This window comes from Paenibacillus dendrobii (assembly GCF_009807035.1).
Taxonomy (GTDB): domain Bacteria; phylum Bacillota; class Bacilli; order Paenibacillales; family Paenibacillaceae; genus Paenibacillus_AQ; species Paenibacillus_AQ dendrobii.
This window is the reverse complement of the sequence record NZ_WUBI01000001.1, coordinates 1,161,142-1,183,424: the sequence shown is the minus strand read 5'-3', so window position 1 is coordinate 1,183,424 and position 22,283 is coordinate 1,161,142. Positions and strand designations below refer to the sequence as shown.

Sequence of the window (22,283 nt, the reverse complement as noted above, 5' to 3'; positions counted from 1 at the left end):
CGATATATGTGTAACGGTTTTGGTGTGGCCTTCTTTTACAAAATATGTCCCCATGTTTAACGACCTCATAATACTTGTTCCTTATGATGGAAGGAGAAGGATTATATGCTGCAGGACGAAAGGGGACAGTCAGGGTGAAATTAGCACTGCTTGGAGACTTGCATTATCATGAGGTCGATCGGTCCATCCCGGGACTTGCGGAGGCCCGGACAACTTTCTACCATTGTGTACTGGAACAGTTTTTGAATCTGGATGCGGATTTATATATTTCGTTAGGGGATTTGACTAATTTTGGTTTGGCATCGGAACTTCAGGACGTATATGCATTGTTAAAGCGTCAGGATAAGAAATTTATTCACGTTCTCGGTAATCATGACCTTTACGGCCAAACGAGGAACGAAGTTCTTCGAATGACCGGTCAGCAAAGATATCATGTGCTTGATACGGATGAAGCGATGCTGGTTTTCCTGGATACTGCGAAAGAAATGGATTATAAAGACTGGGGAGGCTGGCTCGATTTTGAACAGTTGGAATGGCTGGAAAGCATGGTTATTGCTTCGAAGGATAAGCCGCTGCTCGTTTTTGGCCACCACCCCGTATACCGTACCACCCGAGGTTCAGAACGGGAAAAGGGCTCCATCCATCCGAGCATTGATATGTGGAGTATCCTGAATCAAAACAAAGGGATCGGCATTTATTTTAATGGACATACCCATATGGATTCGATCAATCAGCAGCAGGAATGGTCTTTTGTACAATTATCTGCCTGTCTGGATCAGCCCGGGTTCCGTTTGGTTGACATCGGAAGTGAAGCGATCCGGATTTCCGCCGTGGATGTCATGGAACCGGAGATCATGAAGAATGCACAGCTGCTTCACCGGCAAATGAAGCACTTCTCGCCCACAGCGGATGCCCGGGGAAATGACAGTGATCGCGAACTGGAAGTCATTCAAGTTTCCTCTTCACTGCGATAATGAGCAAACATGTGATCAATCATATGAATATCGTCGTCATGTGATACTATTTTTGAGGATTCCATCCCTGTATCGCCTTCTATATAGTTATCCGTGACTTGATAAGCTACATGTTCAAATGAACTTTCTTCCAAAATAATATCATAGTCAATTTTTAGTTCCCTTTTGCAGAATATGATTGAATTTAATCTTTTGATTAATTGATCAGACAATAGTGATATTTCAGATTTTAATTCCATTGTTAAATTTGAAATGATATGATCCGGGAATTCATCATCAAGATTTTCATCATGATACTTTGCTATCTTATTCATGATTAATTCTTTCATGCGATAATTGAGTGTACTGACGATTTCCAGCTCGATGGCCCATTTAATATTGAATCTAATCGGAACTATCACATCATCGATATTATTACGCAAAATATTTCCATCGGAAAGAATTCTTAAATATTCCTCGTGAATAGGTATGAACTTTTCCATGAAAGAATAATCCGTTTTTTCGTAGATATACTCCATTCTGTTCAAACTATTGAATAATGAATGTAATTTGTAAAACTGGATCATATCCAGGTTACAAAAATACTTTCCTAAGAGAATGGAATGATCTTTTAAACTGTTCTGTTTATACGTTTCTCGATCAAAGAGCAGGTTGTGAATGGTGTAGGATAAATCATGATTCATGATATTTAACTCTGCGATATAGAATAAATAAAAATATTGTATTGGCGCAGTGTACGTTTTCAAGGATAAAAATTCGCGAGTAGTTATTTTATCGATGAATATGTTCTGGAATAATCCTTTATTGATAATCAGAAGTTTTTCCATTTGCTCAAAATAAACACTATGTTTGTATATGGCTTGAATTTCCGAATAATTATTTTGCAGCTCGTGAAAGATGTAATCATTTATAGATGGGTTGATGACTCCGACGAACCTCTCCATTCCCAAATCTACTATTTTTATTAGCGAATCGGTCAGTCTATCAAGACAATCCGCAAAAACATTAATTGTAGTGTCATATTTACTATGGTTTAGTCTTTTTTCAAAACATTCCCGAAGGATTTCTATGTTAATTTCTTCGTTGGTTAAAGAGTACAGTGTGTTTATAAATATGCGGTCAAATGTACTGAGCTTCTCAAATTCATTTTTCCAAACGTCTTTAGGATTCAATAAATGGTTCATCATTACACTGAAGTAACTTTCCGGATCGGTACTGTTCCAAGTGGATCTTCTTGTTATGTATTCAATGATTCGCGGATTATAATTCGGATGTTCGATAATTTGTAAATATCTCTTATCCGTTAATATTTGATTAAAATGTTTTTGGGGAAGCTTATAGTAATAAATATGAGAGTAAAGAATCCTTGCTTTTTCAAAATAGGTTAATTGGCTCACATCGATTCTTAAAGCTTCAATCGTGCTATCTTCCAAGAAAAATTTAAAATCATTATTTTTCATCAGGACTTCATTTAATATCGTAATTCTCGTGTTAAGAATTAACTTTTTTTGATGCGGATATTTTACGAAGTAATTGATTAGTGCTTTTATTTCTTCTAATAACTCGGGTTTGTATTGCTCATAATGTTGTCCGAGAAAATCGTTTAGCAGTATCAGCTCTTTTTTATCATCATTAAAAAGTGAATTTTTGATTTGATGGGTCGAATTGTTACTCAAGTATTTGGGAGAGTATCCATCTTTGATAAAGTGGGTTATCAGCATTTGGGACACTGTCGTTTTTCCAACTCCCGGATTCCCATCGAGCAGAATGCAGTTGTTTTTCTCCAACACCTCTAGAGCTTTCAAAAATTGTTTAGTCTCTACGAACAGGTTCATTTTTCGATCAATTTCGTAAATGTAACTATTGGTGTCAATGATAAGGCTGTTATGATTTAGCGTATCCAGGACATTCGTAGAAGTAAGCCACAGTTTATAATTCTTTCGCACGATATCTAGATTGTCCGCTTCTGCTAAAATAGTATTTAACCGGGAACCGTCAATAATTTGTTTTTTTGTATCCATATAGTTCTCGAACATAGCAAAGATTTCATCTTCTTTTTCAGGAGTCAAAAAAAATGAGGTTACAACAATATATTTTTTTATATTCAGTTTTTTTATCTTTGCTACTTCTTTATCGAGCGAGTTCTTTAAATTTGAAAATGAACTTTTAGGATAGTGTTTCACTTGGACAACCACATCATTAGCCACAAAACCTCTAATATCAATGCCGCCATCTCTTCCTTTCGTATAGGTTCTTAAATCTAACCCAAATTCTTTAGACACGACATCCCTGGATAAAAGTTCGAATTCGAAGTCATTTAAATTTTGAAAGTTAAACATGAATTGAATCCCTGCCTCCAATAAAAATTTCCTCTTAAATATATTGTATTGATGTTAGAATTCGACAAAGTTCTGCAGCTTCCCTCCCGCATGTGGCTCACGGTTAAAAGAGATTCGGAAAAATACGCTTTCAGAAAAAATACATGACGCAACTGACATATAAGAGTATAATTCACACCATGCTTATGTTCTTACAGGGAGTGAAGTCAGATGCGTCACAATAAAGCGATTTTGAATCTAGCATTTTTGATTTTGGTTTGGGGAATTAACTGGCCCTTATCCAAATTTGCACTTCAATATACGCCGCCGATCCTATTTGCCGGACTGCGCGCGCTCATCGGCGGATTGCTGCTTATCCTGGTGGCATTGCCGAAATATAAGGAATTACGGTTCCGGAAGAACTGGCCGATTTATCTCTTGTCCGCTTTGCTCAGCATCGTGCTTTATTATGGCGTTCAAACGATTGGGCTGCAATATACTCCTGCGGGCTTGTTTTCTGCGATTGTCTTTCTGCAGCCTGTACTGCTGGGCTTATTTTCGTGGTTGTGGCTGGGAGAGAGCATGACACGTCAAAAAATGCTCGGTTTATTGGTTGGATTTGCCGGGGTCGCTACGATGAGTTTGGGAGGATTGAGCGGGAATATTTCTGCGGTTGGCATCATCTTGGCGATTATCACGGCATTAACATGGGCGCTAGGCACCGTATATGTCAAAAAGATTGGTCATCAAGTGAATTCGCTCTGGCTCACCGCAATGCAGATCATGATCGGCGGCGTTATTTTGCTGGCAGGGGGATCGGGAGTCGAGAAGTGGTCGGCAATCGTATGGAATGCATCTTTTATTGCGGACACCGTGTTTATCGGCATTTTCGTTATCGCGCTTGGCTGGTTTGTGTATTTTAAATTGATCCATGAGGGTGAAGCAAGCAAGGTGGGTTCATATACCTTCCTGATTCCGTTGGTTTCTATTTTTACAAGCGTAATATTTCTGAATGAACATGTTACGCTGAACCTCATCATCGGTCTGGTACTGATTTTGGCCAGTATCATTCTCGTGAACGTCCGTTTCCGCAAATCGAAAGAAACCAGCGTAATCTGAATAGGTTTTCGTTCCGAAATAATCACTTGAAGCAGATTAAATAAAGCATGAATATAGCGCAGGCTCCCGAATCTACGGGGCTTGCGTTATTTGATTAAATTGCCAGGATTTGCCCAAGACTATGATACAAAAAAATATGCGAGATGATCTCCACCAAACCGCCGATCCAAAGATTCTCATCGATTTCTCATACTTTACTTTTATAATATTATCGTAATATTGCAATAAAGGAGAACATGATGAAGCGAATATTAATTATAGAGGACGAAAAGAGTTTGGTCCGTTTTATTCAGCTGGAGCTTGAGCATGAGCATTTTGAAGTAAGAGGGGTCAATGACGGAATCAGTGGCTTGCATCTGGCTTTATCGGAAGAGTGGAGTTTGATTTTACTGGATATCATGCTTCCGGGGATGGATGGTGTCGAGGTGTGCCGAAGAATCCGCGAGGTCAAGAGAACACCGGTGATCATGCTGACCGCCAGAGATCGTCTTGAGGACAGAATATCGGGGCTGGACAGCGGAGCCGATGATTATATAGCCAAGCCCTTCGATATTGAAGAGCTGCTGGCCCGCATGCGTGCCTTGTTCCGCCGTATTGAGATGGAAGATCGGCAAAGCCGCTCCATGATTACGTTTCGTGATTTGACGATGGATATGGATGCTCGAACGCTTTTACGGGCAGGCGAAGCCGTGGAGCTCACCAAGCGGGAGTTTGATCTCTTGGCTGTCTTCATGAAGCATCCGAATCTGGTGCAAACCAGAGATATGCTTCTGGATCTGGTATGGGGCTATGACTCGTTGGTCGAGACCAATGTAGTCGATGTGTATGTCCGATATTTGCGGAACAAGCTGGATGTGCCGGGTGAAGAGAGCATTATCCAGACCGTGCGGGGAATGGGATACGTGATGCGATGATGGAACGGTTAACCTTATTATTAAAAAGACTGCCGGTCATATGGAAACTAATGCTGGGTGCCACGCTTCTGATTTTCATGGTGTTTGCTACCTACAATTTTGCCCAGTACCTTGTGCTGAAGCAGTGGATGTTGAAACAGGAGCAGGACACGCTGCATAACATGATGTCCCAGGTCCAGGTTTATGTACAGGATAAGGCAAACTCGGAGGAAGCTTTTCAACTGAACGAGACGAAGTCCTATATGAGAAATATGATGGGCAAAAATCAGATGATCCGTATCATTGACGACAAGAACCACGAATTACTGCTCACGACGAATCATTTCAAGGCTGAATGGATTCAGCCGATGCACACACCGGAGAAGCAATTGCAGGATATTCGGCATGATGAGGATCATATTCTGGTATACCGGAGTCCGTTTGACTCAGGGAAAATAAAGGGCACCATAGAGATTGCGAGTAATTTGGAGACCTTTGACCACTTTAACAAGACATTGCTGCTGGTCATGGTTATTGGCGGAGTGATCGCCGTTGGTATCAGTGCGGTTATCGGATGGGCGATTGCCAAGCAATTTTTACGTCCGATCAAAGCACTGGCAGGTACGATCCAAAACGTAAAAGAGAACGGCCTCCAAGAGCGCGTTGAGAATATAGAGAATGGGGATGAACTCTCTGAGCTTGCCCGCCTGTTTAATGAGCTGATGGATCAACTCGAAGTGTCGTTCCGGCAGCAGCAGCAGTTTGTGGATGATGCATCCCATGAGCTTCGGACGCCGATTACGATTCTTGAAGGTCATTTGAATCTCCTAAACAGATGGGGAAAAAAGGATCCGGACGTGCTGGAAGAATCGCTTGGAGCTTCATTGCAGGAGGTCCGCAGACTGAAAGGCCTCGTACAAGAACTGCTTACCCTGACAAGGTCGGAAACCCGGCCATTGCCGGATCATGTGGAATACATTCGCATCGATCCGATTCTGAATCAAACGGTAAAGCGAATGGAAATACTGCACCCTGAATGGGTGTTTGATCTGCAATTGGAGCAAGGCTTGATGGTGAAAATAAATCCGCTGCATTTGGAACAAATCATGCTCATTGTCATCGAAAATGCCGTTAAATACTCGGATGGAGATCAACGGGTACACATTGCATCCCGCGTGATGCATGACAACATATCCATAACTGTACAAGACCACGGCATCGGCATCCCTTCGGAAGAGCTGCAGCATGTATTCGACCGGTTTTATCGGGTTGATAAAGCCCGCAACCGAGAAATCGGGGGCACGGGTTTGGGACTGTCGATAGCCAGAAATCTCGTGCAGCATTATCAAGGTGAGATTTCAATGACCAGTGTGGAGAATGAAGGCACCCGGGTGTCCATGACATTTCCGGCAGTTGCTGTCAGATGATTCGGCCCGAATCAGAAGTTCAATTCTCATTAATTTTTCATTTTTCTGCTGTAAGGTGAAAGGGTCCGGTACTTCCGGACCAATAGAACCAGGCAGAAGGAGAATGGAGCAATGAATTTCAATCAGATGGATTATCAGTTATTTCATGCGATGAATGAGTGGGGAAGAACGGCTTCCTTTTTAAATCCGGTCATGCGGTTGTTGGCCAACGATGCATTTTACCTGTTTTTTATCGGATTATTGGTTTACTGGTTCATAAGAAATGAAAACAACCGGAAAATGGTTGCGGAATCGGTTATCGCCGCATGTGCAGGGCTGACGATCAGCTGGATTCTGGGACATCTGTTTTACCGAGACAGACCCTTTGTGTCACATACCGTTCTTCAGTTGATCGACCACCCGGCTAACGCGTCCTTTCCTAGCGATCATGCACTGGGCGCATTTGTAATTGCCGCTGCGATTGCCATGTATCGAAAGAAGGACGGCATGATTTGGTTGATATTGGCAGCCCTGATCGCCTTCTCCAGGGTGTGGACGGGCGTGCATTATCCAACGGATGTTCTTGCCGGAGCGCTGATCGGTATTTTGGTTGCCGCAGGCGTACATTGGGCAATAAGCCATTCCTTCACTTTATCCCGCTGGCTTCAAGCTTGTATACAATTCTATGAAAAGTACGAAACGAAAATCTGGCCGCAGCATTCGAAAAATGAACCGCGTGCAACCGCACAGGAGAAGCGATTGTAATTCGTTAAGCTTTGCTCTCATCAGTCCATTCGGCTTACAGAAGGGGGAGTATTCGAATGAATGAACATCTTGAAGATATGGATGTGTTTCTGCAGACGATGCACCAGTTGGAGGATCAAATCATTAAGCTGATTCGAAGCTCTGATCTATCGGAGAGACAGCAGCAATTTATTCTGAATCACATTCTGGTCATCCCCGGCAAGGAATCATGCTTCGATTAGACGGAGAAATCTGAAACATGGAGAAGGCAGAGGCCAATGGCCCTGCCTTCTTGCTTTAATGGAGGAGCTTGCCGTAATCCTTGACACCTCGAGGATATTCTTCCCATGGCATATCCGAATATGCATCTTTTGGAAGTAGCCGTTCCTTTGATTATTATATTTACGCGAACAAACGTTCCTGATATAATGAGGTCAGCAGCTTTGTCATTACATACGTTGAAAAATGAATAGCGGGGATGGGATAAGAATGAATAATACGGCCTTTCTTGTCATTGACGTACAGGTTGCCATGTTTCCGGAGTCGGATCCGGTATACAACGCGAATAAGCTCTTGGAACGGATCAAAGGATTAATCGAACAGGCAAGAGCCCATCAGGTGCCGGTCATCTATGTGCAGCATAATGAAGGGCCTGGTGAACAGCTGGAATCCCATACGCCCGACTGGGAGATTCATTCAGACATTGCACCGGATCCGGGGGACGTCATCATACAGAAATATGTACCGAATTCCTTTCATGAGACGGGCCTTCAGGAAGTGCTTGCCGACAAAGGCATAGATCGTCTTGTAATCGCAGGTATACAAACGGATATTTGTGTCGAAGCAACCACTCAAAAAGCAAGCGAGCTCGGGTATGTTGTGACCGTTGTGGAGGATGCTCACGGCACATGGGCGCAGGGAGGAAAAAGCGCGGAAGAAATCATCGCGGATTATAACGATCAATTCCGGGCTTATGCCGAATTGAAGCCGGCTTCGGACATCAATTTCGCTTGATGGGAGGACTGCCGGTTCGTGGATGAGAACATCTGATACCCAGAAATAAAATGAAATGATATACTATGTGAAACTTTGAAAAGGGGATGTTTTCATGTCGCAGCGGCCATCAAGCACAGAATATAATTCTTATTTCGATAGGTATATCCGTTTGGTTCCGGACGGGCATGTGACCGATATCCTGGAGAATTCGCTTCAAGAGACAAGTAAACTCTATTCGTCTTTGACCAAGGACCAGGCCGATTTTCGACATGCTCCTGACAAATGGAGCCTCAAGGAAGTCCTGGGTCATATTACAGACAATGAACGGATCATGAGTTATCGTCTGCTTCGGATCGCTAGGGGTGATCAAACTCCCTTACCCGGATATGATCAGGACGAACTGATGAAGGTAGCTGCTTTTGATGCTTGCCAACTTACGAATTTGGTCGACGAATATCGGCTTGTCCGCCAATCGACGCTGGCTCTGCTTCGTGGACTGCCTTCGGAAGCATGGACTCGAACGGGAACGGTCGGTGGACGCGAATCCTCTGCTCGAGCTTGGGCATACATCATGGCTGGACATGAGCTTCATCATATGAACGTGATTCGGGATAAATATCTGCGCTAATGTCATTCGACTGTCAGTGTTTCGGCATCGAAGAGAAGAGAAAGAGCAGATGAAAGCCGGAATCATCGCGAACGGGATGCTCAATCGAGATCATCCCGTTTTTGCTGTGCAAACCAGAAGGTTGAATATCAAAATCTTGCTTTTCTATTCCTAAAAACCTTCTTCGAGCGAAAATTCAGGATATACTGTCGATAAAGAGGTGATCATTATGCCGGATTTAGAGGCCCCGGAAATGCTGACGGAGGAGAAATGGGAGGCCATCGTCCACAACGATGAATCTTATGATTTCAAGTTTTTCTATGCCGTCAAATCAACGGGCATATTCTGCAGGCCATCCTGCAAATCCAAGGTGCCCAACCGAGAGAACGTTCGGATATTCCGGAACGCGGAGCAGGCGATACGGGAAGAATTCCGGCCTTGCAAGCGCTGCAAGCCTACGGGAGAGCGGCTGCCGGACAGAGAATGGGTCGAGGTTATGACTCAATACATGGACCAGAACTTTGCCGAGCCGCTTAGCTTAACCGAGCTGGCAGAGGTTTGCCATGGCAGCCCGTATCACTTGCATCGGACGTTCAAAAAGGTAATGCATATGACTCCTGCAGAATACATGCAAAACATTCGGATTGGCAAAGCGAAAGACTATTTGCGAAATACCGGCAAAACCGCCGCGGAGATCGGCATGCTGGTTGGATTTCAGCATACCTCGTACTTCATTACGGTGTTCAAGAAAATGACAGGGGTTACGCCAACTGAATATAGGCAGCAGAGAGTTGAAGAAGGAAATGAAGATGGAGGTGCTTAAGGCATGAATAGACTTCAGAGCAACACGATTCACTGGACTCTGCTTGATTATGAAGATTGGAAGATGCATCTTGCCGCGACGAACCGGGGGCTTTGTTATGTCGGAACGGCGAATAAGCCGTATGAGGAAATGGAAGCATGGATTCGGAAGCATTTCAAGGCGGCAACGCTGGAACATAATGACGAGTACATGAATCCCTACGCTGATGAACTGAGTGCATATTTGGCAGGGGAACTTGTTGACTTCACCATTTCATTCGATTTGGCGGGGACTTCATTTCAAAGATCCGTGTGGGATGCACTTTGCGCAATTCCCTACGGGAGCACATGCTCTTATTCGGAGATCGCTCATCAAATCGGCAAACCTGATTCGGTGCGGGCGGTCGGGACAGCCATCGGCGCGAATCCGGTTCTAATCTCGGTCCCCTGTCATCGCGTCATCGGAAAAAACGGCAACCTTACCGGTTATAGAGGCGGTTTGGATATGAAAACCCGCCTGCTGGATCTGGAAAAGTCAAAGACCGGAGAGCACGTACATGGATAAGCGACTCTCCGAACGAATCGCAGCGCTGGATTGGACGAGTCTTCATCGCAGCATGGATGAACAGGGATTTGCCCTTTTTCCCCCGATACTGGATGAGTTGGAATGCGCGCAGCTTGCGGATTCCTACGAGGACGAGCCGCTATATAGAAAGACCATTGACATGAAGAGATACCGCTTTGGTGCCGGAGAGTACAAATATTATCAGGCACCTCTGCCGGATATTCCGCAGCAGCTTAGGCAGGGATTCTATCCCGAACTTGCGCAAGCCGCCAATCGCTGGTTGAACCAGCTTGGCAAACCTCCCCGTTATCCGGATTCTCTTCAGAACTTTCTGGAGGAATGCCATGCAGCCGGCCAAACTCGTTCAACTCCGCTCATACTGAAATATGAAGCCGAGGGCTACAACTGTCTTCATCAGGATTTGTATGGAGAGATCTACTTCCCTTTTCAAGTCCTGCTGGTATTGAATCAACAAGGAGCCGATTATGAAGGCGGGGAATTTCTGCTGGTTGAACAGCGTCCCCGCGCGCAAAGCAGAGGGCATGTGATTCGGCTTGACCGGGGCGCAGGCGTCATATTTCCGACCCAAATGCGTCCGGTACAAGGCACCAGAGGGCATTACCAAGCCAAATTGCGGCATGGGGTAGGGACCATTACTTCGGGAACGCGGTATAGCTTGGGGATTATTTTTCATGACGCGACATGACTCCGTATTGAATGAGACCAAGGAGGCATTATGGCATACACGCTTGAATATAAAACTCCCAAATCGATGATGAACAAAGGCACAGGCTTTCTCACCGGCTACAGTCATTCATTAAATCCCTATGCAGGCTGTTCGTTCGGCTGCTCTTATTGTTACGTAAGGCAGATGCCGGTCTCTACTTTCCGCGGAAAGCCTTGGGGGACCTGGGTTGATGTTAAGGAGACTGCTGCTGATGTGTTCTGCCATGAGCTGCGGCGGGCGAAAGCCAAAGGAAGGGTTACGATTTTCATGTCTTCAAGCACCGACCCGTACCAGCCTGCGGAAGCCAAGGAACGTGTTACCCGTTCTTTGCTCGAAGTCATGGTAGAAGACCCGCCTGATTTTTTACTGGTACAGACACGAAGTCCGCTCGTGCAAAGAGATACGGATTTGTTGCTCCGGCTTGGCGATCGCGTCAGGGTCAGCATGACCGTCGAAACCGACCGTGAGGATATCAGACGTCATTTTACACCGGGAACGCCTCCGATTGAAGCCAGGATAAGGACACTTCAGCAGCTAAGGGAAGCCGGCGTGCCGGCTCAAGCCACCATTGCCCCTGTCCTGCCAAGCACTGAGAATTTCCCTGAAAGGCTCCGTCCTCTTGTGGATCGCATCTGCATAGACGATTATTTCATGGGGGACGGCAGCGGAGGCAAGCGGACGCAAAGACTAGGCATGAGAAGGATTTATTGCGAAATCGGTATGGAGGAATGGTATCATCCCGATGCTTATCGGAAGGTGTATGAACGTTTTGCAGCGGTTTTTCCGCCGGACAGCGTTCGTATAAGCCAAGATGGCTTTGAGCCCTGAACCGTGAGCCATTTGATTTGTTCATTATCCATCAGAAGGGCGGTCTTGTGATTTGACGATCGAAACATCATTTTTTTCTTATGGAGATACAGAAATCAGAGCCCTGCAAGCAGCGGATGATGTGCTGGGAGCAGCCATGAAGCGGATTGGAAAAGTGGAACGGACCACCATGCCGGATTTGTTTACGGCATTGATCTACGCAATAGTGGGACAGCTGATTTCGGTCAAGGCTGCCGAGGCCGTTTGGGGCAGGCTCCGGGATCAGTTGGGTGAAATTACGCCGTATTCTATAGCTATTCAGACGCCAGATATCATTCAATCATGTGGACTGACTCAGAAGAAGGCGTCATGCATTCATCAACTGGCATCCCGAATTGAACATAACCAATTTGATTTGAAAAGACTGATTCTACTGTCTGATGAGGAAGTGATCAGGGAACTGACATCTTTTGATGGAATCGGAAGATGGACGGCCGAGATGCTGCTTCTGCATTCCCTCCAACGTCCCGATGTGGTCAGTTGGGGGGATATTGCCATTCGGCGCGGTATGATGAAGCTGTACGGGCTCCGAGACATGGACAAGAAGAAGTTTGATCAGTACCGTCAGCGATATTCACCATACGGGTCTGTCGCCTCAATTTATCTTTGGAAAATATCCTATGAGTAAATGTATCGTATTTAATGCTACCAAGTAAGGAGTATACAGATGGCAGTAAGTGTGCGTGAACAACTATTTTCCTTGGCAGATGAAGAATACCGGAAATTTTCTGCGGCGCTGATCCCCAATATCTCGAATGTACTTGGTGTCAGACTCCCGGAGCTGCGCAAGTTGGCGAAGCAGATTGCTAAAGGGGACTGGCGAAATTATTTGAAGGAAGCGGATAGCGATTATTTCGAAGAGATCATGCTTCAAGGCATGTTGATTGAATATGTAAAAGAAGATGTCGATGTGAAGCTGAAGTATGTAGCCGCATTTGTACCCAAAATAGATAATTGGTCGGTATGTGACAGCTTCTGCACAGGTTTGAAATTTGCCAAAACCAATCAGGAGATAGTGTGGGAATTTCTTCAGCCCTATCTGAATTCCTCGCTGGAATATGAAATCCGGTTTGGCATTGTCATGCTGTTGGATTATTTTATAGACGTATTATATATCGATAGAGTGCTTCAAGTTTTGGATACGATTAAACATGAAGGATATTACGTTAAGATGGCTGCAGCGTGGGCATTGTCCATATGCTATATTAAGCTGCCCGAATCAACGATGGCTTATTTTACGACATGCAGCATTGATGATTTTACATTCAATAAGGCATTGCAGAAAATAACGGAATCATATCGTGTTGATCCAGAGACTAAAAAGCTGATTCGGAGTATGAAACGCAAGGCAACCACTGAATAAAAGGCAAGGCCGATAAAATAAATTAAGATGGGTTTTAGGTTATGCAACTTCTTTGATGAAGAAACCGTCAAAAGGACAGATGAAAAATCATCCAAATAGGGGGCGGGATCATGAAAAAGTTAGCAGGCATTGCTGTGATGAGCGTATTATTATCCACGCTGTTGCAACCGCAGCATATATTCGCAGCTGATGGTTTTAAAGACCTGGACCAAACGAATTACAAAACGCAAATTGAGGCATTGAAGCTGAAAGGTTTCCTGCATGGGGTAAATAACGAGGAATTCAAGCCGCAAGCGGAGTTAACCAATGCACAGGGGATCCAGCTGATCGTGGATTCCATGCAGCTGAGCCTGGCTGCCATTGATTTCAACAAAGCGCCTGAAGCTGAAGGTCTGTTCAGCAAGATTCGTAATGATGCTTGGTATGCTCAAGCATTCATTAACGGGTATTATAACGGACTGGATATCCCTGCCGATATCGACCCGCAAAAGCCGATGACCAAGGAGCAGTTTACGCATTATCTGGTTCAGGCACTTGAAAAAACAGGACAATTTCCGCTGATCAAAATCTTTATTCAGATCCATGATGAACAGGATATCACTCCCGGATATCAAGGAACCATTCAGCGGTCGCTCATTTACAAGTTTACCACGCTGGATGACCAACAGAATTTCAATCCGAAGCAAGTGATGAAGAGGGACCAGGCTGCGGGAATGGTCTACGAGGCTGTCAAATTTGCAGAAGACCATAAGAATTCCGCTATTCAGCCATAAACAATGATTCCAAGGGGTACCCTATGAATGAATATGAGGGACAGTTGAATTTGATATGAATCTGCGTAACTTGAGTCAATGAACCAAGTAGATTAATCCATGCATTTTCCTTGATGAAATCATAGAATATCTTGAAATCGTTGATAGGAGGTGCTTGGGTATGTCTGAGGTAGGTGGAGCTTTCCGTAATCCTGGCGCAATTCTTGTATTGTTTATCTTGCTGGTCATCATTTTGGCTTCTGGATGTTTTGGAGTTTAAGATACGTTGAGCGATTTACAAAAAAAGGCTGATTCTTCAAAATTGAAGATCAGCCTTTTTGAGTTGTTTATTGTTAACGTTTAAATTTTGATTTGTTTAACGGATTCCCGTAACTTGTGAGTCATTTCATTCATTTCACCAGCGGATTTCGCGAAATATCGGACAATATCGAGCTGTTTGTTGGTCAAATGTCCGATATGGGATATTTGCTCCGAAGTGCTATTCGCTATTCCGGCGACTTCGCTGACAGCTGCCGCGACTTCCTCGGAGCGGGCCGTCATTTGCTCGGTAGATACGGAGATATCTTGAATCTGTTCGTTAACGATACCGAACATTTGAACGACATCGGAAAAGGAGGTTTCCGCTTCTTCAGATATACCGGTGCCTGCCATTACCTCAAGTGATCCTTTTGCCATTGCATCGCTGATCTGTAGGGTTTCATGTTCGATGTTCATTAGAAGCGAAGCTATTTTTTGGGCTGCAAGCGAAGCTTCTTCCGCTAGTTTTCCTACTTCGCCGGCAACCACAGCAAAACCTGATCCGTGTTCTCCTGCATGAGCCGCCTCGATGGATGCATTGAGCGCTAGAAGCTTTGTCTGACTTGCAATACCTGAGATCGACTTCAGACTATCTTCAATCTGGGAGGAATATTCCTGCAGCACGGCAACTCTTCTGACTGTTTCGTCGGTTGCTGAGGAGATGGATACGATTTGACGGTTCATGAGACCGATTTTATCCCTGCCCAGGTTAGCGTTTTGAAGGGCTTTGAAGGATGCATTCGACACGGTGGCGGAAGCCTCGGAAATGCGCTGCAGCGAATCCGAAATTTCCTCCATGGAACGGGCACCCTCATCAGAGCTGATTCGCTGCGTATTGGCGCCTCCGGCTACATGATGTGCAGTTTCACTGACCCGAGTATTCATCTCAAGCAGTTCAGTAGATTCCGAAGCGATTCGATCAGAGGCAGCGACAAGCTGCTCGGACAAGCTGGCAACATCAGACACGATTCCGCCTACAATGGCATTCAGATTGGTGGACATGGTCATCATGGCGTGATACATCGTTCCAACTTCATCTTTGCTTTTGACCGGATGTGCAAGTAGAAGGCGGTTTGCTGATGCGAACTCGCCCGCAGCAACCTGTTCCGCGCTTGCTGCGATCCATTTCAGCGGACGGATGGCACGGATCAGCAGTGTAAAGATAAGCGTCATGGCGGCCAAGGTAACGATAAACATCAAAACATAAAACGGGATGCTTTTCCGGATCACGCTAGCCGAGATGCTGTCTATTACGTCAGCCTGCGTATCAATTCCCAATACACCAAGGACAGAACCATCCGGTCTCTTAATGGGCACATAGGAAGATATGTATTTTCCGTACTGAGGGTTATCGATAAGATCCGAACTTGCTGCTTGTCCTTTTAATAGTTCTTGAATGGCCTGGGTTGGTATATCTGTGATTTCATTAATTGGTGAAGCTGTACTGGATCCTTTGGGTTGTCCGTCGATCATTAAGAGCGGCTGCAGCTTCTCGTCGATTCGTACCAAATACACATAGAGAGCTCCGATTTCCGAACGGAAATGGTTCAATTCATTGCGGATAGACCAATAGGTTTCATTTTCTGCCGGGTGGCTTAAAAACCGATCAACCTGTTCTGTATCCAGCAGGGAGGCGTAGTTCTCTGCGATCCGGATTCCATAGCTAGTAATAACATCATTAGCTGCGGTCTTCGTATTCATGATTTGCAGCCTGATGTATCCAGCTGACAAGCACAGAATGATCACCATCACCGCAATTGCAATCCGTAAAGCCAGTTTCCTTTGAATTCGTATAAGCCATTTCATCTTGTTGCATCAAGCTCCTTTTACCTATATATAGCTATCGATGTGCAATCTCATATTTTTCGACAAAATTCATATATTTCCTTCTTTTCCTCAGCCAAAGGGTGACAGATCTGTGTCATTCCGGGTTTAATTTGTGTTTTTCATTTGTTTTTAAGATAATTATCGTATACTGTTCACCTAGAAAAGCTGGGGAGAGGGTGTATCGTGCGTCAGTATTTCATACCCTCCAAACGGATCGGAGCCGTACTGCTCGTGCTTCTGTTTGGTGGATTTATTCTTAATTTCATTATGCAGGCAGCCTCATTAAATATGAATATCGTCAGTGTATTCAACTGGATTTCGCAATATTATTGGCTGTATATTTCGGGAAGCTTGTTTTTCTTTTTCGTTCTGCTCATTTTTAGCGCCATCATTCCGAATGTCTATTCAGGTGCACTGTTAGCATTTGTGGTGTGTTTTATTTTGGCGATTGCCAATTATAAAAAACAAGGAACTACCGGAGAGCCGTTGTTTCCCTGGGATTTGATGCAGGTCAAAAATGCGCAGGAAATGAGCAAAATTACGAAAGGCATGATTTCGCCGTATGCAGTGATCGGAACTATTATAATGGTTGCTGTGCTTGTTTATGTCATTTATAAGCTGCCGAAAGTGAAGATTCAACTGCCGCTCCGTTTTCTAATGATCGTCATATCCGTGGCCATTATTGGAGGATTCGTCCAAATGGTAGGAGGTCAGTCGGTACTCGCCACGTCGATGAAGTATCAAAATATACCGTGGAATCAAAAGGTGAACTATGCCCAGAACGGGTTTGTGTACGCCTTTGCTGGCAATCTTAATCAGAACCTGATGGAAAAACCGGACGGATACAGCAAAGCTGCCATCGAAGAGATCTCCAAAAAATATAGCGCATGGCCAGGCCAAGTCTCCGGAAAAGCACCGTCAGAGCAGCCTAATATCATGTTTATGATGGACGAAGCCTTCTTTGACCCGACCCGCCTGCCAACCTATACGATGAGTGAAGATCCGCTGAAATTTATTCATCAGGTGCAGCAATCAACACCGTCAGGCTTTATGCTGTCCCCTGAATTTGGCGGAAATACGGCGAATATCGAGTTTGAAGCTTTAACGGGCTTGTCGATGTACTTTTTGAAAGACGGTTCTATTCCATATCAGCAAAGAATCGTTAAAATGTCTTCCTTGCCGTCCATCGTGAGCATTCTCAAAGAGAGAGGGTATAAGGCAGAGGCGCTTCATCCTTTTGACGATACGTTCTACAACCGCAATCGCGTCTATCCCATTATGGGCTTTGACCGGTTCACGAGCGAAAAGGACTTGCAGGATGCCCAGCGTTTCACCCCGAACGGTTACATTTCGGATATGTTTGCCGTGAAGGAAGCCGTGAGGGAGCTGCAAAATTCCGATGATCCGACATTCCTTCATCTGGTGACCATGCAAAACCATTTTCCGTTCACCAAAGGCCTGAATGGCTCCAATACGATCAACGTGGAGGGAGTCAAACCCGAATATAAGGATGAGCTGGAAACCTACGTGCATGATACCAAGCTGACGGATGAGGCACTGGCTTACTTGAGCGAACAGCTCAAAACCATCAAGAGACCTACGATCGTCGCATTCTGGGGAGATCATTTACCGGCATTGTCTGCAGGCATATATACGCAGGCAGGCTGGGACGATAAACCGAGATTGAAGCATGAGACCAAGCTGCTGTATATGGCAAACTTCGATATTGGCAAACAATCCGTAGGCACGCTCAGTCCCGCTTATATCGGACCTACCATTTTTCAGCTTAGCGGTCAACCAATGCCTCCGTATTACAGACTGTTGGAAAAGATCAAATCGGAAATTCCGGGACTCAGCAAACATGTGCTGATCGGTTCGTCAGGTGAATTTTCGCAGTTGAATGCCGAGCAGACCTCGCTTCTGGATGATTATCGCATGATAGAATACGACATACTGGAGGGAGACAATTACTCGAAAGATCTGCTGTTCTAACAAGGTATGACATATTAGCCCGCCCATAAGGCGGGTTTTCTGCAATGAAAATGACAGCCAGCAAAACATCTTGATGAAGGAGGTTTTTTATTTTGGAAATCAAAGGAATACATCATGTCTCGGCCTTAACCACGAATGCGCCCGAAAATTTTGATTTTTACACGAATGTGCTGGGTATGCGACTGGTGAAAAAGACCGTCAACCAGGACGAGCCCTCCATGTACCATTTGTTCTATGCCGATGAGAAAGGGAGTCCGGGGACGGACTTGACCTTTTTTGAGATTCCGATGCTTGCGCGAAACTATGAGGGAACCAACAGCATATCGGCAGTATCTCTTCGGGTTCCGAATGACGCCGCTTTGATGTTTTGGGCAAAACGTCTCGAAGAACATGGGATCGAGCATGAACCCATCACCGAACGCGGCGGCAGAGCCACTTTGGCTTTTCGGGATTTTGAACAACAGCGCTTGATCCTTGTATCCGATGAGAATAATATCGGCGTTCCGGGAGGACAGCCATGGGAACGAAGTACGGTTTCGGAAGAACATGGCATCTACGGACTGGGTCCCGTGAAGATTACGGTGAGAGAGGCTGCTCCATCTGTGGATGTATTGGTGAACATCTTGGGATTTCGAGAAAAAGGACATTTTCCGTCAACGTCACTTGGTCAACCGGATATTCGGGTGTTCGAGGCGGGGGAAGGAGGGAGCGGGGCTGAGATCCATGTGGAAGAAAGAGCCGATCTTCCAGTGGAACGACCCGGCCGCGGAAGTGTGCATCATGTTGCTTTTCGCGTAGACAATGAAGAAGAGCTTCGCAAATGGATCCAGCGGATTGACGAAGCGGGGTTTCAGAACTCCGGGTTTGTCGACCGGTATTACTTTCGCTCCCTATACTTTAGAGAGCCTAATGGCATTTTGTATGAGCTGGCTACCGATGGTCCCGGATTCGCTACGGATGAGGATGTCAGCACGCTGGGAGAGTCGCTGGCGTTACCGCCATTTCTGGAGTCTCACAGGGAGCAGATTGAGAAGCTCTTAAAGCCTCTGAATACGAAAGCTTAACTTAGAGATACGGAAAGCCTTAGCCCGGTAACCAGAACCGGAACTAAGGCTTTCTTTGGTCTCAACATCACGAATCTATTAATATCTATGTTTTTTTGATAAGAATATACTGTCTTTCCTGCCATACAAATCGTTCTCCCAATTCAAACGAATGGATATCCAGCTCAAGGTCAAGGCGATGATCTTGCGGCTCCTCGAAGCTGCCCTTACCATCATCCCACCCTGCATAGAGCTCGATCTCACTCCCCCGTTCAAGATTCAGGTCCAAATAAGCGAATAGTTCTTGAATGCACTTGCGGGCTCTGAGGTGCATTTCAGGATAAAATTCGGGCTGTGTCGTGTCCAATTCGAAGGAGCCTCCGTCGTGTCTCTCGTCACACCTCCCTTTCGAAAGCTACGATCCACTCGCCCTGAATAGCGGCATATCCCGTATCGCCTTCAGCAACGAGTCCATACAACCTTTTCACGTCCAGATATTCCTGTCTTTCACCATTGTCGAATTCCAATGTAATGTAGTAATACGTTCTGGAAGAATGTACATTTCCGTTAGCGCCACCTGTATGATGGCGAGTATCCATCCGTTTGGAGATAATTCGGACATAGGTGGATGTGCGCGGCGAACGGGCATTTTTGAAATATCTCGCTCCATTAAGAATCAAAATGACGATCATCACGATGAATCCAATGGCTATGAGCGTTGGAACGAGCGTAAACATAAAACCAAAGTCAGGGCCGGGGGAAACCATGTTGCGGCAATGCCTCCTGTCTTCATGTGGATGGGTAAAGATACGGTATTATTACAATCTATGTTTCATCATTTTCCTGCGTAACAATTCGGTTCATACATAAGACGTTTCTTTTCAACAAAAGTTTTATTATTCGTTGCTTCGCACACCAGGAAATCCCATTTATATGATATGATTTACGTATCAATGTATACGCGGGAGGGAGAATCATGCCACACAGAAGTCTCAATGGAATTCAGATTTATTATGAGGAAAAGGGAAGCGGAGAACCCTTGCTGCTGCTTCATGGGTTGGGTATGAATATACTTGCCCATGTACAGGAGATGGAGGCATTGGCGCAACAAAACCGTGTGATTGCGATGGACGCGCGCGGACACGGTAAATCCGATAAGCCTTCAATGTACACACTTCAGGACCATATTGATGATGTAATCGCATTATTGGATGAATTGCATATCGAGAAGACCATTTTGCTCGGCGGCTCGATGGGGAGCTACATCGCACAGGGTGTGGCAATGGCCGTACCGGAGCGAATTCACAAATTGATCCTGGTTGCGGCCAAGTCTAACGGCAAAACCTCCTCAATGGCACGGATGATGGCAGAGCATGAGAAGGAAACGGCAGGAATGGAGGTATATGAGAAAATTCAGCTACTCTCCAAGTACATGTTCCACAGACTTGATCGTGTAGGTATATGGATGAATGATTTCAATCAAACATGCCCGGCACCTACGGAAGCCCAGCAGATGGCTGCGAACAAAGCACTGGAAGGCTTCGATTTCAGGCCGGACTTACACCGCATCACGGCAAGAACGCTGGTCATTGGCGGAGCCCACGACGGATTGAATCCGCCCGATGAAGGCAGAGTGATTGCCTCGCTTATCCCGAAGGCCGTATTCGTTGAATTCGATCAGTCGGGCCATGCGCCGAATATCGAAGAACCGGATCGGTTTCTGGAGACCGTGAATCATTTTTTGAAGACTTCTGAACCTATGGATGTTGCTCATCTCTTGGAGATATACCGGGACCATTTAACAGTGTTCTCCCCGGAACAGCTCGAGCTCAGGATGAATGGAAAGGCTTGGACGCTTGGACAATTATATGATCATGTCATCGAGGTCGCGCTGGAGTATCTTGCGAATGCAGAAGCCTGCATGAATGCGACCGGCGAGGATTCTGGAGAGAAGACGAATGCTGGAATCGTTTTGTTCAAGCTTGGAGGGTTTCCACCCGTTAAAATCAAATTACCTGAAGAATGGGATCATCCGGCCGCTGGCCTTAGCAAGAAGGAACTGGCTGAAGGATTGGAACAAGTTAAGGAAAAGGTAGTCGATTGGATGGAGAAAGCGAAGACCGTTCCTCCGGGTCAAAAAGTATTGCATGACGGATTCGGGTGGCTAAACTCGCAGGAGTGGGTTGAACTAGTTGAAATGCATTTCCGTCACCACTTACGCCAACTCGGTGAATTTGAAGCGATGCTGGGCATTGCACCGAATCAGATCAAGTCCAGCAGATTACAGAGCTCGACCAATTGATGAACGCCAAGCAACTGCTGGCGCAATCGCTCATGGATGGTGCGGATCGCATCCTCCGTGAGCTTTTTGGCTTGCTCAATATTCTGATGATCCAAAGCCATCACAATATCTTTCATGCTTTTAAGAAAATAAACCGTAGTGCGCAGCGTACGAATAAGCAGAATCTTGCGTATTTCGGCAGGCGTAAATACCCGGTAACCATTGTTTGGATCCCTTTTTGAGCGTAACAAGCCTTCCTTCTCCCAGTGGCGAATTGCCGAGGTAGTGACACCCGCGAAAACGGCTGCTTCACCAATGGTCATTTCGTTTTTCAACTTTTGCTGGGGAAGAGAGGGAAGTTCGAGCTGTAGCAAAAGAGCCAGGGTTTGATCTGCTGCTGCTTTCTCTTGATAAAGCTCCGATTGTCGTTTATTCACCAGCCAAAAAGCCGTGTCCGCGTCATTGTGCTGAATGCTGCGGAGAACATCGCATGTCACCCGAACCCCGAAACCGGGAAACATGGAGCGCACACAGCGGAAATATGCGAAATGAACGTCAGTATACAACCGATATCCGTTGGCTGCCCGATCGGGAGAAGGGATGATACCCCAGGATTCATAATGGCGCAGCGCGCTTGTACTGATATGTAATTCTCTAGCGATCTCGCTTGGCTTGTAATATTTCTCCATG

At 45.4% G+C, this 22,283-nt stretch carries 24 protein-coding genes; 19 read left to right on the top strand and 5 right to left on the bottom strand.

The features are described 5' to 3' along the window. The first annotated feature begins 134 nt into the window (after window positions 1-134). Window positions 135-974, top strand: a complete 840-nt coding sequence (locus tag GRF59_RS05005; RefSeq protein WP_160496536.1) for a metallophosphoesterase — start codon at window positions 135-137, stop codon at window positions 972-974. Here GRF59_RS05005 and GRF59_RS05000 read toward each other — a convergent pair. Next, window positions 950-3,313, bottom strand: a complete 2,364-nt coding sequence (locus GRF59_RS05000; protein WP_160496535.1) for an nSTAND3 domain-containing NTPase — start codon at window positions 3,311-3,313, stop codon at window positions 950-952. The two genes, GRF59_RS05005 and GRF59_RS05000, sit on opposite strands and share 25 nt — an antisense overlap. A gap of 210 nt (window positions 3,314-3,523) precedes the next feature. Between GRF59_RS05000 and GRF59_RS04995 the strand changes: the two genes are divergently transcribed. From GRF59_RS04995 to GRF59_RS04925, 15 genes are all read left to right on the top strand, one after another. Further along, entirely contained in the window at window positions 3,524-4,411 is an 888-nt protein-coding gene (locus GRF59_RS04995; RefSeq protein WP_160496534.1) for a DMT family transporter, read from the top strand. A gap of 239 nt (window positions 4,412-4,650) precedes the next feature. After that, window positions 4,651-5,325 carry a response regulator transcription factor gene (locus GRF59_RS04990; protein WP_160496533.1) on the top strand — a complete coding sequence of 225 codons (675 nt, stop codon included), beginning with the start codon at window positions 4,651-4,653 and terminating at the stop codon, window positions 5,323-5,325. Beyond that, window positions 5,322-6,731, top strand: a complete 1,410-nt coding sequence (locus GRF59_RS04985) for a HAMP domain-containing sensor histidine kinase (RefSeq protein WP_160496532.1) — start codon at window positions 5,322-5,324, stop codon at window positions 6,729-6,731. The genes GRF59_RS04990 and GRF59_RS04985 overlap by 4 nt, the downstream gene beginning before the upstream one ends. A gap of 111 nt (window positions 6,732-6,842) precedes the next feature. Continuing rightward, window positions 6,843-7,475 (top strand): undecaprenyl-diphosphatase, encoded by a 633-nt coding sequence (locus tag GRF59_RS04980; protein ID WP_160496531.1) that lies wholly within the window; start codon window positions 6,843-6,845, stop codon window positions 7,473-7,475. A gap of 56 nt (window positions 7,476-7,531) precedes the next feature. Next, window positions 7,532-7,696, top strand: a complete 165-nt coding sequence (locus GRF59_RS04975) for a hypothetical protein (protein WP_160496530.1) — start codon at window positions 7,532-7,534, stop codon at window positions 7,694-7,696. Window positions 7,697-7,943: 247 nt separating this feature from the next. After that, window positions 7,944-8,468, top strand: a complete 525-nt coding sequence (locus tag GRF59_RS04970) for a cysteine hydrolase family protein (protein ID WP_160496529.1) — start codon at window positions 7,944-7,946, stop codon at window positions 8,466-8,468. Window positions 8,469-8,562: 94 nt separating this feature from the next. After that, a complete protein-coding gene (locus tag GRF59_RS04965) occupies window positions 8,563-9,078 on the top strand; it encodes a DinB family protein (protein ID WP_160496528.1) in 516 nt (171 codons plus the stop codon). A gap of 208 nt (window positions 9,079-9,286) precedes the next feature. Then, window positions 9,287-9,880, top strand: coding sequence for a bifunctional transcriptional activator/DNA repair enzyme AdaA (locus GRF59_RS04960; RefSeq protein ID WP_160496527.1), 594 nt, complete (start codon window positions 9,287-9,289; stop codon window positions 9,878-9,880). Between the two features lie 3 nt (window positions 9,881-9,883). Next, window positions 9,884-10,423, top strand: a complete 540-nt coding sequence (locus GRF59_RS04955; protein WP_160496526.1) for a methylated-DNA--[protein]-cysteine S-methyltransferase — start codon at window positions 9,884-9,886, stop codon at window positions 10,421-10,423. Then, on the top strand, window positions 10,416-11,129 hold the full coding sequence (locus tag GRF59_RS04950; RefSeq protein WP_160496525.1) for a 2OG-Fe(II) oxygenase: 714 nt from the start codon (window positions 10,416-10,418) through the stop codon (window positions 11,127-11,129). The genes GRF59_RS04955 and GRF59_RS04950 overlap by 8 nt, the downstream gene beginning before the upstream one ends. Before the next feature lie 30 nt (window positions 11,130-11,159). Further along, complete coding sequence (locus GRF59_RS04945) at window positions 11,160-11,978, top strand: SPL family radical SAM protein (RefSeq protein WP_160496524.1); 819 nt, start codon at window positions 11,160-11,162, stop codon at window positions 11,976-11,978. A 52-nt stretch (window positions 11,979-12,030) separates the two neighbouring features. Further along, window positions 12,031-12,645, top strand: a complete 615-nt coding sequence (locus GRF59_RS04940) for a DNA-3-methyladenine glycosylase family protein (protein ID WP_237391630.1) — start codon at window positions 12,031-12,033, stop codon at window positions 12,643-12,645. A gap of 39 nt (window positions 12,646-12,684) precedes the next feature. Continuing rightward, window positions 12,685-13,380 carry a DNA alkylation repair protein gene (locus GRF59_RS04935; RefSeq protein WP_160496523.1) on the top strand — a complete coding sequence of 232 codons (696 nt, stop codon included), beginning with the start codon at window positions 12,685-12,687 and terminating at the stop codon, window positions 13,378-13,380. Between the two features lie 110 nt (window positions 13,381-13,490). Next, window positions 13,491-14,153: an S-layer homology domain-containing protein gene (locus GRF59_RS04930; RefSeq protein WP_160496522.1), complete on the top strand. Its 663-nt coding sequence runs from the start codon at window positions 13,491-13,493 to the stop codon at window positions 14,151-14,153. A gap of 160 nt (window positions 14,154-14,313) precedes the next feature. Next, window positions 14,314-14,412 (top strand): sporulation protein YjcZ, encoded by a 99-nt coding sequence (locus GRF59_RS04925; protein ID WP_160496521.1) that lies wholly within the window; start codon window positions 14,314-14,316, stop codon window positions 14,410-14,412. Window positions 14,413-14,492: 80 nt separating this feature from the next. On the opposite strand, the gene GRF59_RS04920 is transcribed toward GRF59_RS04925, so the two are convergent. Further along, window positions 14,493-16,256 (bottom strand): methyl-accepting chemotaxis protein, encoded by a 1,764-nt coding sequence (locus GRF59_RS04920; RefSeq protein ID WP_160496520.1) that lies wholly within the window; start codon window positions 16,254-16,256, stop codon window positions 14,493-14,495. Between the two features lie 204 nt (window positions 16,257-16,460). Between GRF59_RS04920 and GRF59_RS30110 the strand changes: the two genes are divergently transcribed. Next, the gene (locus tag GRF59_RS30110) at window positions 16,461-18,269 is read left to right on the top strand and encodes a sulfatase-like hydrolase/transferase (protein ID WP_160496519.1); all 1,809 of its coding nucleotides are present in this window, start codon (window positions 16,461-16,463) and stop codon (window positions 18,267-18,269) included. Window positions 18,270-18,361: 92 nt separating this feature from the next. Then, window positions 18,362-19,333 (top strand): ring-cleaving dioxygenase, encoded by a 972-nt coding sequence (locus tag GRF59_RS04910; RefSeq protein ID WP_160496518.1) that lies wholly within the window; start codon window positions 18,362-18,364, stop codon window positions 19,331-19,333. 85 nt (window positions 19,334-19,418) lie between these two features. Here GRF59_RS04910 and GRF59_RS04905 read toward each other — a convergent pair whose 3' ends face one another. Further along, window positions 19,419-19,679, bottom strand: coding sequence for a hypothetical protein (locus GRF59_RS04905; RefSeq protein WP_160496517.1), 261 nt, complete (start codon window positions 19,677-19,679; stop codon window positions 19,419-19,421). A gap of 28 nt (window positions 19,680-19,707) precedes the next feature. Beyond that, window positions 19,708-20,079: a DUF2500 domain-containing protein gene (locus tag GRF59_RS04900; RefSeq protein WP_160496516.1), complete on the bottom strand. Its 372-nt coding sequence runs from the start codon at window positions 20,077-20,079 to the stop codon at window positions 19,708-19,710. A gap of 209 nt (window positions 20,080-20,288) precedes the next feature. On the opposite strand from GRF59_RS04900, the gene GRF59_RS04895 reads away from it, so the two are divergent. Beyond that, window positions 20,289-21,614, top strand: coding sequence for an alpha/beta fold hydrolase (locus GRF59_RS04895; protein ID WP_160496515.1), 1,326 nt, complete (start codon window positions 20,289-20,291; stop codon window positions 21,612-21,614). Here the strand turns inward: GRF59_RS04895 and GRF59_RS04890 are convergent. Beyond that, window positions 21,575-22,282 (bottom strand): TioE family transcriptional regulator, encoded by a 708-nt coding sequence (locus GRF59_RS04890; RefSeq protein WP_160496514.1) that lies wholly within the window; start codon window positions 22,280-22,282, stop codon window positions 21,575-21,577. The genes GRF59_RS04895 and GRF59_RS04890 overlap by 40 nt on opposite strands. Window position 22,283 lies beyond the last annotated feature (1 nt).

Coding starts and splice junctions, on each gene's coding strand:
- GRF59_RS04965 (WP_160496528.1), top strand. CDS start 8,563: ATGTCGCAGCGGCCATCAAGCACAGAATATAATTCTTATTTCGATAGG.
- GRF59_RS04985 (WP_160496532.1), top strand. CDS start 5,322: ATGATGGAACGGTTAACCTTATTATTAAAAAGACTGCCGGTCATATGG.
- GRF59_RS04925 (WP_160496521.1), top strand. CDS start 14,314: ATGTCTGAGGTAGGTGGAGCTTTCCGTAATCCTGGCGCAATTCTTGTA.
- GRF59_RS04895 (WP_160496515.1), top strand. CDS start 20,289: ATGCCACACAGAAGTCTCAATGGAATTCAGATTTATTATGAGGAAAAG.
- GRF59_RS04950 (WP_160496525.1), top strand. CDS start 10,416: ATGGATAAGCGACTCTCCGAACGAATCGCAGCGCTGGATTGGACGAGT.
- GRF59_RS04955 (WP_160496526.1), top strand. CDS start 9,884: ATGAATAGACTTCAGAGCAACACGATTCACTGGACTCTGCTTGATTAT.
- GRF59_RS04970 (WP_160496529.1), top strand. CDS start 7,944: ATGAATAATACGGCCTTTCTTGTCATTGACGTACAGGTTGCCATGTTT.
- GRF59_RS04930 (WP_160496522.1), top strand. CDS start 13,491: ATGAAAAAGTTAGCAGGCATTGCTGTGATGAGCGTATTATTATCCACG.
- GRF59_RS04990 (WP_160496533.1), top strand. CDS start 4,651: ATGAAGCGAATATTAATTATAGAGGACGAAAAGAGTTTGGTCCGTTTT.
- GRF59_RS04975 (WP_160496530.1), top strand. CDS start 7,532: ATGAATGAACATCTTGAAGATATGGATGTGTTTCTGCAGACGATGCAC.
- GRF59_RS04945 (WP_160496524.1), top strand. CDS start 11,160: ATGGCATACACGCTTGAATATAAAACTCCCAAATCGATGATGAACAAA.
- GRF59_RS04900 (WP_160496516.1), bottom strand. CDS start 20,079: ATGGTTTCCCCCGGCCCTGACTTTGGTTTTATGTTTACGCTCGTTCCA.
- GRF59_RS04935 (WP_160496523.1), top strand. CDS start 12,685: ATGGCAGTAAGTGTGCGTGAACAACTATTTTCCTTGGCAGATGAAGAA.
- GRF59_RS04995 (WP_160496534.1), top strand. CDS start 3,524: ATGCGTCACAATAAAGCGATTTTGAATCTAGCATTTTTGATTTTGGTT.
- GRF59_RS05000 (WP_160496535.1), bottom strand. CDS start 3,313: ATGTTTAACTTTCAAAATTTAAATGACTTCGAATTCGAACTTTTATCC.
- GRF59_RS04920 (WP_160496520.1), bottom strand. CDS start 16,256: ATGAAATGGCTTATACGAATTCAAAGGAAACTGGCTTTACGGATTGCA.
- GRF59_RS04960 (WP_160496527.1), top strand. CDS start 9,287: ATGCCGGATTTAGAGGCCCCGGAAATGCTGACGGAGGAGAAATGGGAG.
- GRF59_RS04890 (WP_160496514.1), bottom strand. CDS start 22,282: ATGGAGAAATATTACAAGCCAAGCGAGATCGCTAGAGAATTACATATC.
- GRF59_RS04980 (WP_160496531.1), top strand. CDS start 6,843: ATGAATTTCAATCAGATGGATTATCAGTTATTTCATGCGATGAATGAG.